Origin of the sequence: Poritiphilus flavus (genome assembly GCF_009901585.1) — a bacterium.
GTDB lineage: Bacteria > Bacteroidota > Bacteroidia > Flavobacteriales > Flavobacteriaceae > Poritiphilus > Poritiphilus flavus.
In genome coordinates, this window is the sequence record NZ_WXYO01000001.1 from 399,330 (window position 1) to 412,098 (window position 12,769).

Below are 12,769 nucleotides of genomic sequence, written 5' to 3' on the forward strand. Positions count from 1 at the left end.
AAATAAAAAGGAAGAATTTGCTTACTTCACTACCAATTGTACAGTTTCTTTACCGCGTTGCTCCAGCAGCACTTCCCTTCCGTTTTGCAAGGATTCAATGGCAGCCGTATCAAAATGCCTTATGGTATAAAGTGATACCTCTTCGTGGTGTACTACCTTGAATTTTCCCTGGAGCTGTTCCAGAAGCGCTTCCAGTTTCCCGAATTTGTTATCCACACAGACGGAAAAGCTAATAGCTGAATTTTGAATGAGATCCACCTTCATCTTATGATCGTGAAGAAGCTTAAAAAGATCACTGATATTATCTTCAACGATAAATGAAAAATCCAATGAAGACAACTTCATCAGGACCTGGTTCTTCTTAACTATAAAGCAGGGGATCTCCGGATCTATCCCTATCCCTTTTCCTACAGTAGTCCCCGGGTCTGCCGGATTCAAAAAGGACTTAACATGCAAGGGGATCTCTTTACGCTGAAGAGGTTGCAGCGTTTTAGGGTGAATTACCGATGCCCCGTAGAAGGCCAGTTCTATGGCCTCGCGATAGGATATCTTGTTGAGCAATCGGGTTTCTTCAAAGTATCGAGGATCCGCATTCAATACCCCGGGAACGTCCTTCCAGATAGTCACCGATTGCGCGTCAAGGCAGTAAGCCAGGATAGCGGCTGTATAGTCAGAGCCTTCGCGCCCCAGTGTGGTTGTAAAATTGTTGTCGTCACTCCCCAAAAAACCCTGAGTGATATAGAGTTTTCCCATTTTTACGCTATTGGAGATCCTTTCCTGGGTACTTTCCCAGTTTACTTTTACATCCCGGTAATTGTTATCTGTTTTGATCAGATCGCGTACGTCCAGCCAGCTGTTTTGAATGCCCACAAGGTTCAGGTAGTTACTGACAATGGTAGTGGAAACCAATTCCCCATAGCCAACAACCTGATCGTAAACAAAACTGTATTTGGGGGATTTATTCCAGGCTAAAAAGCCGCGAACCTCATCAAAGAGGGACTGAATTTCACGAAAAACCGGATGGTCTTCATCTTCAAAGAGTCCTGTTAAGATGGCACTATGAGTGTTCATTACCTCCCTGAGCGCATTGGCTACCGAGCTCTTGTCCTCAAAGTAGGCATCAACGACCCGCTCCATGGCATTGGTCGTCTTTCCCATGGCCGAAACCACTAAAAAAGTATCCTGATAGCCGGTCTTCTGTAATACGCTTACCAGGTTTTTAACCCCATCGGCATCCTTTACAGAAGCACCTCCAAATTTAAATATCCTCATAAATAACTGTTTCCTTCTCTTATGATAATACGGCCTGTTTACAAATTTGCCAGGTAGTTTTGTATCCCATTTTCATCCAATTGAACTACGTCCCAATCGCGCATCACCCTTGCGCCCTTGCTTTCGTAGAAACGGATAGCAGGCTCATTCCAATCCAGGACTTCCCAACATATTCGTTTAACGCCTAATTCTTTTCCGTATTTCACTACTTCATTCAAAAGTGCTGTCCCCAATCCGCTGCCACGCATCTTTTCGGATACGATGAGATCTTCCAAATGTAAGGCTATACCTTTCCAGGTGGAATAACGCGGATATATTAAGGCCATACCAACGATCTCCTCATCGATCTCAGCGACGAAACAATGGAATCGACTATTTTTCCCAAAGCCATCCTGCACCAGATCCTCGATCTGTACCTCAACCGCGTCAGGGTCTTTTTCAAAGGCGGCCAGTTCTTTGATCAGGTCCAGGACCTGTGACATATCAGCCTCTCGGGCATCGCGAATGTTGTAGTTCATAACTGTTACAAATAAAACACAAAGTTATAAATTTAAAAAACTAAGCTTCAACGAAATCGATGTAGTATCACAAAATAAACGATATTTGTGCCTAAATAAATCCTCTTCCCATTCATGGACAAAAAAAACAGTACCCTTGGCGAATTCATCATTGAAAACCAGGCATCATTCCAATATTCCTCAGGGGAATTATCCAAACTGATCAACGCGCTTCGTCTCGCTGCAAAAGTAGTTAATCACGAAGTGAATAAGGCGGGACTTATAGACATTCTGGGAGCTGCAGGGGATACTAATATCCAGGGAGAAGACCAGCAAAAACTGGATGTGCTGGCCAATGAAAAATTCATTCAAACCCTGAAGAACAGGGAAATTGTATGCGGTATCGCCTCGGAAGAAGAAGATAGTTTTATCAGTATAAACAGTAGTGACGAAAGGCATCAGAACAAATATGTGGTATTGATAGACCCTCTGGATGGTTCTTCCAATATAGATGTCAATGTTTCCGTAGGAACTATCTTTTCCATCTACCGAAGAATTACTCCTGTGGGTACACCGGTTACCCTTGAGGATTTCCTTCAACCGGGCAAGAACCAGGTAGCCGCGGGATACATTATTTACGGTACTTCAACCATGCTGGTTTACACTACAGGCCATGGTGTGAATGGCTTTACCCTGAACCCGGCTATCGGGACCTTCTACCTATCGCACCCGGACATGCAATTTCCTGAAACAGGGAAGATCTATTCCGTAAACGAGGGAAATTACATCCACTTCCCTCAGGGTGTCAAAGACTATATTAAATACTGCCAGAAAGAAGAAGGGGACCGTCCCTATACCTCGAGATATATAGGGTCCCTGGTATCAGATTTCCATCGGAATATGATCAAGGGTGGGATCTATATGTATCCTAAGAGCAGTATGGCATCTAACGGAAAATTGCGTTTGCTGTACGAATGCAATCCGATGGCATTTTTGGCAGAACAGGCCAACGGAAAGGCCAGTGACGGGCATCAGAGGATCTTAGATATCCAACCCACGGAACTTCACGAAAGAGTACCCTTTTTCTGTGGCAGCAGGAAGATGGTGGAAAAAGCGGAGGAGTTTATGAAATAGACAAGAAAAAAGGGGCTGTATGCCCCTCTCTAATTCTTCCGGAATCCTTTAGCGATTCATTTTTTTGATCTCGTCGATAAAATTATCTCGGTCTACCCCTGCCCTAACCAATCTTAGTGCCTTATCTACTACATAATGTACATTAACGGTAGAAAATCCGAGTCCAACTCCCAACCTTTCCAAAAGGCCGGTCTGGTTTTCCCCGAGTTCGTCATCTGCATAAACCATTCTGGCCAGATCGTAGAGGCGTTCCAACCTCTTGTCATAACTGGTTGGCGGGTTGATCTGATGAGATTTGTAATTCTTCAATATCTTTTTGTAATCCGCTTCGGAGATATGAAGATTGGCTGCCAATCGGTGTAAAAAGGCTCTTTCTTCATCGGTGATCACTCCATCGCTCATCGCTACCCTTACAATAGCCGCGAAATGATCCTGGTTGCGTTTTCTGAATCCGCTATCAAATAGATCTAATATAGACATGCATCTCAAAATTTAATTCCGCAAATATAATTTTTTTAGAGGTCTTTATTTCAATCCAACCCCAACTTTATTTTGGGCCTAAATTCGTATCTTCATCCGGCTATGCAAAAACCGCTTCTGAAGTTCACGGACAAAGGGATCTACTGTGAAATCGCTGACGTATACCTGGATCCATGGCGCCCCGTTAAAAAAGCGATCATTTCTCATGGCCACTCAGATCACAGTCGTTGGGGACATCAAAAATACATCACCCACCACCGCAATATCCCCATTGTAAAACACCGTCTCGGAGACATTGATATAAGTGGCAGGGAATGGGGAGAGACCTTTCGGATCAACAATGTAAAATTCAGTCTTCATCCCGCCGGCCATATCGTTGGTTCCTCTCAAATTCGCGTGGAACATCAGGGCGAAGTGTGGGTCTTTACCGGAGATTATAAAACGGAAAACGACGGCCTGGCCACTCCCTATGAGTCCGTTCAATGCCACACCTTTATCACAGAGTGTACCTTTGGGCTTCCGGCGTTTAAATGGAGTCCGCAGACAGAGGTCTTTGATGAAATAAATCAATGGTGGGCGGCCAACAAGGCGGAGAAAAAGACCTCGGTACTTTTCGGTTATACTCTGGGCAAAGCTCAGCGTTTACTGAAACATCTCGATACCAATATCGGGAAAATTTACACCCATGGAGCCGTGGAGAACATGACCCAGGTTATACGTCCGCTGGCCGACTTACCGGAGACCATACAGATCACTCCCGAAACCAAAAAGGAAGAACTGCTCGGGAACATGGTATTGGCCCCTCCCAGCGCCCATGGGAGTAGCTGGATCCGAAAAATGGTGCCTTTTGTCACCGCCTCGGCAAGCGGCTGGATGACCTTTAGAGGCGCCAGAAGGCGAAGGGCCATTGATAAGGGTTTCGTACTTAGCGATCACTGCGATTGGCAAGGTTTATTGGAGAGTATAGAGGCCACCGGGGCCGAAAGGGTAATTTGTACTCACGGCTATACCGACATATTCTCCAGGTACCTCAGGGAAAGGGGATACGATGCCTCCACGGAAGATACACAGTACGAAGGAGAACTGGCCGAAATTGACAGCGGAACTCAAACAGAAGAAAAGGAGGGCTGAGAAAGCGCTAAGATTATAAGGTATGAAAGATTTTGCCCTACTTATCAAAACCCTGGATAGCACCAATAAAACCAATGAGAAAGTGGCTGCATTGGCACATTATTTCCGTACTGCAACGGATGATGATAAGGTATGGACCATAGCGATCTTATCTCATAGAAGGCCCCCCAGGCCCGTTAATACCACTTTGTTAAGAAACTGGGCTTCTGAATTAGCCGCTATACCACTTTGGCTTTTTGAAGAGAGTTACCACATTGTAGGGGACCTGGCGGAAACTATTGCCCTGGTGATCCCTTCCTCTAAAAAAAGCACGGATAAAAGCCTTACTCAATTCCTCAGGGAAATGATCGCTTTAAAAACAGCGGAGGAGGAAGACAAAAAATCCTACCTGCTGGAAAACTGGGAAACGCTGAATTACTATGAGCGATTTGTTTTTACCAAGTTGATCACGGGTGGATTTCGTATTGGAGTGAGCCAAAAGCTAATGACCAGGTCACTTTCAAAGGCTACCGGGATAGATGAGGACATTCTCGCCTACAAACTCATGGGAAACTGGAACCCGGACACGATTTCTTTTCAGCAATTGGTACTGGAACAAAATGAAAACGACATGCGCTCCAAACCTTACCCTTTTTACCTGGCGTATGCCGTAGAGGACGAGGTTGAAAAACTGGGTCCGCCGGAAAGCTGGTTCGCGGAACACAAATGGGATGGTATACGTGCCCAGGTTATCATCAGGAATAAAGAACTTTTTGTTTGGAGCCGTGGAGAAGAGCTGGTCACCGATAAATATCCGGAGTTTCAAATTTTTCCCCAGATCATTCCCGATGGGACTGTTTTAGATGGGGAGATACTGCCATATCCGAACAACGAAATAGGCAGCTTTAACGATCTGCAAACCCGGATAGGACGAAAGACCGTCTCCAAAGCCTTGCTGCAAAAAGTCCCGGTGATCCTAAAGGCCTATGATCTGCTTGAATGGCAGGGCAAAGACATCCGGGAGCTGGCATTCAGCGAAAGGCGAGAGATACTGGAAGAACTCTACCTTAAATTAACTGAGCCTGAGCAGCGTGCAAATGCCTTCTTTTCAGGTTCTCACCGGGTACTGCAACTTTCGGAAACCATAGATTTTGACTCCTGGGAAGAAGCCGCTCGCGAAAGGGAGCGCTCACGTGAAGTAAAAAGCGAAGGTCTTATGCTTAAAAGGAGGGATTCGCCCTATTTGGTGGGACGCAAAAAGGGAGACTGGTGGAAGTGGAAAGTAGATCCGCTTACTGTAGACGCCGTGCTGACTTATGCCATGAGAGGTCATGGCAGGCGAAGCAACCTGTTCACGGATTACACCTTTGCACTCTGGGATGAAAATGAAGCGGGAGAGCGAGAACTGGTTACCTTTGCAAAGGCCTATTCCGGACTGACGGATGCCGAATTCAGGGAAGTAGATGCCTGGATCAAGAAGAATACTCTAGAGCGCTTTGGACCTGTCCGCAGTGTTACCCCTCACCACGTATTCGAAATCGCCTTTGAAGGGATCGCCTTTTCCAAAAGACATAAAAGCGGAGTGGCTACGCGCTTCCCCAGAATACTTCGGTGGAGAAAAGACAAAAAAATGGAAGAGGCGGACAGCCTGGAAGACATTAAAAAATTGATTCCCTAAAGCGCTACTGCAACAATGACAAGATCGCAGCTTTACGAAATCGCGGAATCCTGGTTTGAAGAACAGGACTGGACCCCCTTTCCTTTTCAGAAGAAGACCTGGAACGCCTTTTTGCAAGGGAAACACGGACTATTGAACGCCCCTACAGGAAGTGGGAAAACCTATGCACTTTGGTTTCCCATTGTACTGCAGTACATCAAACAAAATCCGGATTACAAGAAACTTCATAAAAAGGGGCTAAAAGCCATATGGATAACCCCGCTTAGGGCTCTATCCCAGGAAATCAAACAGTCTGCAGAACGGGTTACCTCTGATCTGGGTACCTTGCTTACCGTTGGCATCAGAACCGGCGATACCTCAACCAAAGAAAGGGCGGCACAGCGAAAAACCATGCCCGATCTTTTGATTACCACTCCTGAAAGCCTTCACCTTTTGCTGGCCACCAAAGGTTATCCCCAGATATTTAAGGACTGTTTCGCCGTAGTGGTGGATGAATGGCACGAACTTCTTGGTACCAAAAGAGGTGTACAAATGGAACTAGGCCTGTCCCGATTAAAAACAATTTCCCAAGACCTCAGGATATGGGGTATTTCCGCAACCATTGGCAACCTGGAACAGGCTCGGGAAGTACTGCTTGGACCGGATTCAGCCGAGTTAAACAACTCCGTATTGATCAAGGCCAGGTTAAACAAAAAGATCACGGTTAAAAGTATTATTCCGGAAGAGATGGATACCTTTCCCTGGCGTGGCCATTTGGGCATTCGGTTGCTCGAAGCCATAGTGCCCATCATCAACAATAGCCGGACTACCCTGATTTTTACCAATACCCGCAGTCAATGTGAGATCTGGTTTCAAAAGATACTGGAAAAGCACCCGGAATTCGCCGGAGAGATGGCGATGCATCACGGGAGCATCAATAAGGAAACCCGCATTTGGGTAGAACAGGCGATCCGCAATGAGAGTCTAAAAGCCGTGGTCTGCACCTCCAGTCTGGATCTGGGTGTAGACTTTGCCCCGGTAGAGACAGTGATCCAGATAGGCGGACCGAAGGGCGTTGCCCGATTCCTCCAACGTGCGGGTAGAAGCGGCCATAGGCCAGGCAAGGAAAGTGTTATATATTTTCTTCCCACGCATGCCATTGAATTGGTAGAGGCCTCTGCGCTGCAACAGGCCGTTAAGACCGAAGCCATGGAAGACAGGATCCCTTATCTCTTCAGCTTCGATGTTTTGGTCCAATACCTTACTACCCTGGCGGTTTCCGATGGATTTTTCCCTGAGGAGATCTATCCGGAGGTTGCAAAGACATTTTGTTTTCAAGGTTTATCGGAGGACCAATGGCAATGGCTGCTTAACTTTCTGGTCCTGGGCAGCCAAAGCCTGCAGTCTTATGACGAATACAAAAAAGTGGAGATCGAAGACAGCGGCAGGTTTAAGATCAACAACAGGGGAATCGCCATGCGCCATCGATTTCAAATCGGCACCATTGTGGGGGATGCCCACCTTTCCGTGCGTTATCAAAAAGGAGGCTATATTGGAAGTATAGAAGAATACTTCATTTCCAAGTTGAGCCCTGGAGACGTTTTTACCTTTGCAGGCCGGAACCTCGAATTCATCAGGATCCGTGATATGCAGGCAATCGTCCAGAATTCTAATAAAAGAACGAATAAGGTCCCCAGTTGGATGGGAGGCCGGCTGTCCTTATCCGCCCAAATGTCTGAGATCCTCAGACAAGAACTTTACGCGGCCAGTCTGAACAAAAAAGAACAGTCCGAAGAGATCCGTTCCCTGGTTACCTTATTCGCGCGCCAGGAAAAAGAAAGTATTGTCCCTAAACCGGATGAATTCCTGATCGAGACCTTTAAGACCCGTGATGGATACCATCATATCTTCTATCCCTTCGAAGGCAGATTTGTCCACGAGGCAATGGGCAGCCTCCTGGGTTATCGAATCAGCCTTTTATCCCCCATCTCCTTCTCCCTGGCTTTCAATGATTATGGCTTTGAATTACTCTCGGATCAGCAGGTGGATATGCAACAGGTCCTGGACAACGATCTTTTTACCACCACACATCTTATGGACGACCTGCAAAAGAGTCTGAATGCCACCGAAATGGCCAAGCGTAAATTCAGGGACATCGCCGTAATTAGTGGTTTGGTCTTTACGGGCTACCCGGAGAAAGGGGTTAAAATGAAACATTTACAGAGTAGTTCGCAACTGTTGTTCGAGGTTTTCAAGGATTATGAGCCGGATAATCTCCTCTACCAACAATCCTACAGGGAAACCTTTGAGCACCAATTGGAAGAAGGCCGGCTCAGGCTTGCCCTGGAACGGATTGCAGGCCAAAAAGTAGTTTGGAAGGCCTGCAAGGAACCAACACCTTTTTCTTTCCCCATCATCACAGATCGTCTGAGGGAAAAACTCACCAGCGAAAAAATGGCCGATCGCATCCGGAAAATGACAGCCAGGCTTATGAAAAAATGACCCTGAATACCGTTCATTTTGTCAAGCTAAATTCTCTGACTACTTTTGAGAAGTGACCGCGAATGTACAGATACACGACCAGAATTTTGTGCTGCACCCCAGTGGCGGGCTGTTTTGGGTGGAGCGTTCCGCCCTGCTGATCAGTGATGTTCACCTGGGAAAGGTATCTCATTTTAGAAAATACGGCGCAGCCGTTCCCAGAAAGGCGCTTCACAGAAATTTCGATCTTCTCGACGAAGCCATCTCCTTTTTCCGGCCAAAACTAATCTGCTTCCTGGGAGATCTATTCCACTCCCATCTCAATGCGGAGTGGACCTTATTTGAGCTATGGGTAGAAAGAACCCCCATGGAGATTATTCTCGTGGCTGGGAATCATGATATCATCTCACCTCATAAATACGAGCAACTGGGAATACGTGTCGTGGCCGAAATACAGTCCGGGGATTTTCTGCTTACCCATCATCCGGAGATCCGGGAGGGTTTCTTCAATTTTTCAGGACATGTGCATCCCGCGATAAGACTTAGGGGCTCCGGTCGTCAATCCTTAAGGCTACCCTGCTTTTTTAAGGCTGAACATCAACTTATATTACCGGCCTTTGGAGAATTCACAGGCAATCATGTTCTGGAGAAGTCAAAGGGCCATGAGGTATATGCCATAGCCGATGAAACTGTAATAAAAATTTAACCTATATCTCTTTGGGCAACTTTTGCCCAGCCCTTATCTTTGCACAAATTACGGCGGTTGACGCATTCTACCATTCAGCAGCTTTTCGCAAAGTCTCCTCAACTGGGGAAACTTGAGGAAACTATTGCCCAATCCGAAAAAAACATAATACTTAACGGCATAGTCGGGTCTGCCCTGTCCTTTTGGCTTACAGAGGCATTCAAGAAGCTGGAAAGGCCATTTCTGATCGTTCTGAACGACAAAGAAGAGGCCGCTTACTATCTTAACGACCTGGAACATCTCATAGGGGAACGGCACGTGTTATTCTACCCGGGCAGTTATCGCAGGCCTTACCAGATAGAGGAAACAGATAATGCCAATGTATTGCTACGGGCGGAGGTACTAAACCGTATTAATTCCAGAAAAAAACCGGCGGTCATGGTTACCTATCCGGATGCACTGTTTGAAAAAGTGGTCACCCGGAAAGTCCTTAACAAGAGTACGCTTAAGGTACGGCTTGGTGATACCATTTCTCTCGATTTTCTCAATGAGGTACTTTTTGAGTACCAGTTTAACCGGGTGGATTTTGTAACAGAGCCAGGAGAGTTTTCCGTCCGTGGTGGTATTGTGGATGTTTTTTCTTTTTCGCATAATGAACCCTATCGCATTGAATTCTTTGGGGACGAGGTAGACAGTATACGCACCTTTGATGTAGAAAGTCAATTATCTACCAGCCAGGTTAAGAAGATCACCCTAATTCCGAACGTAGAAAATAAATTCCTGAGCGAGACCAGGGAAAGCTTCCTGAAATACATTAATGAAAATACGCTGATCCTTGTCAAGAATCCGGATTACCTCGCTCAGCGAATTGACAAGTTATTCGAAAAAGCTGAGGAGGCGTTCGCTCAATTGAGTACAGAGTTAAAACACGAACGGCCTGAAGAATTGTTCGCCACCTCTTCGCTTCTTAATGAACAGTTGAAAGCCTTCAGGAAGATCTCTCTTGACCCCCTGAATAATGGCAGTCCCAAGGAAACTCCGGCGGTACTGGATTTCAATACTAGTCCACAACCTTCTTTTAATAAGAAGTTCGATCTGCTGATAAACAACCTCAACGAGAATCACGGCAAGGGGTACCAGAATTATATTTTTTGCGCCACTGAGCAGCAGGCCCGGCGATTTCACGACATCTTTGAAGAGGTAAGCGCAGAGGTTCATTACCATACCCTGGTTTTTCCACTCTACCAGGGGTTTGTGGAAAAGGACCTGAAGATTGCCTGTTATACGGATCATCAGATCTTTGAGCGATACCACAAATTCTCCCTGAAAAATGGCTACGCCAAAAAACAGGCCATAACCCTTAAGGAACTCAACAAGCTGGAAGTGGGTGATTATGTCACCCATATAGACCATGGGATCGGGAAGTTTGGCGGGCTACAGAAGATTGAGGTGGAAGGCAGCCAGCAGGAAGCCATCAAACTGATGTATGGGGATCGGGACATTTTATATGTCAGTATTCACTCCCTGCACAAGATCTCTAAATACAACGGGAAGGATGGTGCGGTACCCAAAATCTACAAATTGGGTTCCGCGGCCTGGAAGAAACTCAAGCAAAAAACGAAATCCAGGGTTAAGAAGATCGCTTTTGACCTTATTAAGGTATATGCCAAACGAAGATTGGAAAAAGGCTTTCAATACCAACCCGACAGCTATTTACAGCATGAGTTGGAGGCTTCCTTCCTCTATGAGGACACCCCGGATCAGAGCACAGCTACGGCGGATATAAAAAGGGATATGGAGAGCGAAAGACCCATGGACCGTCTGATATGCGGAGACGTCGGATTTGGAAAAACAGAGATCGCCATCCGGGCTGCATTTAAAGCTGTGGACAACGGAAAGCAGGTGGCCGTGCTGGTTCCGACCACAATACTGGCATTTCAGCATCAAAAGACATTCAAGGAACGCCTCAAAGACATGCCGGTGACCATTGACTACCTGAACCGCTTTAGGTCGGCTCGGGAGAAAAGGGAGATCCTGGAAGGTTTAGGTTCCGGGCGAATCGATATAATAATAGGTACCCACCAATTGGTGAACAAAAGTGTAACCTTTAAAGACCTGGGTCTGTTGATCGTTGACGAAGAACAAAAATTTGGGGTATCGGTAAAGGACAAACTGAAGTCCATAAAGGAAAATGTTGATGTACTCACACTTACAGCCACACCCATACCCAGGACACTGCAATTCAGCCTGATGGCCGCCAGGGATCTTTCCGTCATCAATACTCCACCCCCCAATCGATACCCGATCGATAGCCGGGTGGTGCGCTTTAACGAGGAAATCATAAGGGATGCTATTATTTACGAGATCCAGCGTGGCGGACAGGTATTCTTCATCCACAATCGAATTGAGAATATCCGCGAGGTTGCGGGCCTGATCCAGAGATTGGTGCCCGATGCCAAGGTGGGGATCGGACATGGGCGGATGGAAGGAAAGAAACTGGAGGCGCTGATGCTCGCATTCATGAACGGTGAGTTTGACGTGCTGGTTTCTACCACCATCGTTGAAAGTGGTCTGGACGTCACCAATGCCAATACCATATTTATAAACAACGCCAATAATTTTGGCTTGAGCGATCTGCATCAAATGCGCGGCAGGGTGGGTAGAAGTAATAAAAAGGCATTCTGCTTTTTCATCACCCCTTCTTACGATGCCATGACCCCTGACGCCAGGAAAAGAATTCAGGCACTGGAGCAATATACCGAACTGGGCAGCGGCTTCAATATCGCGATGAAAGACCTTGAGATTAGAGGTGCGGGTGACCTTCTGGGAGGAGAACAAAGCGGCTTTATCAACGAGATCGGCTTTGAAGCCTACCAAAAGATCCTCGTCGAAGCCATTGACGAACTCAAAGACAACGAATTCAAAACGCTGTATGAAGAAGTGGATACGGGGCCAAAGGTCTACCTGAAAGAGACCCAGCTGGATTCGGATTTTGAACTTTTATTCCCGGACGATTACGTCAACAATATTACGGAAAGGCTTAATCTTTATACCGAACTCAACAAGATCAAAGACGAAGAGGGGCTGGGTGAATTTGAAACCCGACTGTTAGATAGATTCGGACCTATCCCTTCAGAAGTGGAAGACCTGTTGAACTCTGTGCGCATTAAATGGATAGCCAAGCAGATCGGGCTGGAAAAAATTCTCATGAAAAAGCGCAAACTGGTAGGATATTTTATTTCGGACCAGCAATCGGACTTCTATCAAAGCGCGGCATTCGGACGGGTGCTTCAGTTTGTACAGCAGAACAGCGGTATTTGCAAGCTCAAGGAAAAGCAAACCCGCAACGGGCTTCGTTTACTGCTGAGCTTTGAAAACATCAGATCCATAGAGCAGGCGCTCCAGGCACTACAACCCCTTGCCGCCGAACCCGAGGTAGTTTCTTAGAGGGAC

General features: G+C 46.4%; 9 protein-coding genes. 6 read left to right on the forward strand and 3 right to left on the reverse strand.

The annotated features are described in order from the left end of the window. Positions 1–21: 21 nt before the first annotated feature. Together GTQ38_RS01570 and GTQ38_RS01575 are read right to left on the reverse strand one after the other, a co-directional pair. Positions 22–1,272 carry an aspartate kinase gene (locus tag GTQ38_RS01570; protein ID WP_161433468.1) on the reverse strand — a complete coding sequence of 417 codons (1,251 nt, stop codon included), beginning with the start codon at positions 1,270–1,272 and terminating at the stop codon, positions 22–24. 38 nt (positions 1,273–1,310) lie between these two features. Further along, entirely contained in the window at positions 1,311–1,790 is a 480-nt protein-coding gene (locus GTQ38_RS01575; RefSeq protein ID WP_161433469.1) for a GNAT family N-acetyltransferase, read from the reverse strand. Positions 1,791–1,904: 114 nt separating this feature from the next. On the opposite strand from GTQ38_RS01575, the gene fbp reads away from it, so the two are divergent. Next, complete coding sequence (fbp, locus tag GTQ38_RS01580) at positions 1,905–2,903, forward strand: class 1 fructose-bisphosphatase (protein WP_161433470.1); 999 nt, start codon at positions 1,905–1,907, stop codon at positions 2,901–2,903. A 48-nt stretch (positions 2,904–2,951) separates the two neighbouring features. Here the strand turns inward: fbp and GTQ38_RS01585 are convergent, their stop codons facing one another. Continuing rightward, positions 2,952–3,383 carry a TerB family tellurite resistance protein gene (locus GTQ38_RS01585; RefSeq protein ID WP_161433471.1) on the reverse strand — a complete coding sequence of 144 codons (432 nt, stop codon included), beginning with the start codon at positions 3,381–3,383 and terminating at the stop codon, positions 2,952–2,954. Positions 3,384–3,485: 102 nt separating this feature from the next. On the opposite strand from GTQ38_RS01585, the gene GTQ38_RS01590 reads away from it, so the two are divergent. The 5 genes from GTQ38_RS01590 to mfd are packed head-to-tail and all read left to right on the forward strand — an operon-like array spanning position 3,486 to position 12,763. Further along, entirely contained in the window at positions 3,486–4,514 is a 1,029-nt protein-coding gene (locus GTQ38_RS01590; RefSeq protein ID WP_161433472.1) for a ligase-associated DNA damage response exonuclease, read from the forward strand. A 22-nt stretch (positions 4,515–4,536) separates the two neighbouring features. Next, positions 4,537–6,171 (forward strand): ATP-dependent DNA ligase, encoded by a 1,635-nt coding sequence (locus tag GTQ38_RS01595; RefSeq protein WP_161433473.1) that lies wholly within the window; start codon positions 4,537–4,539, stop codon positions 6,169–6,171. A gap of 15 nt (positions 6,172–6,186) precedes the next feature. Beyond that, on the forward strand, positions 6,187–8,652 hold the full coding sequence (locus tag GTQ38_RS01600) for a ligase-associated DNA damage response DEXH box helicase (protein WP_161433474.1): 2,466 nt from the start codon (positions 6,187–6,189) through the stop codon (positions 8,650–8,652). 52 nt (positions 8,653–8,704) lie between these two features. Next, the gene (pdeM, locus tag GTQ38_RS01605; protein WP_161433475.1) at positions 8,705–9,337 is read left to right on the forward strand and encodes a ligase-associated DNA damage response endonuclease PdeM; all 633 of its coding nucleotides are present in this window, start codon (positions 8,705–8,707) and stop codon (positions 9,335–9,337) included. A gap of 57 nt (positions 9,338–9,394) precedes the next feature. Continuing rightward, positions 9,395–12,763, forward strand: coding sequence for a transcription-repair coupling factor (gene mfd, locus GTQ38_RS01610; protein WP_161433476.1), 3,369 nt, complete (start codon positions 9,395–9,397; stop codon positions 12,761–12,763). Positions 12,764–12,769 lie beyond the last annotated feature (6 nt).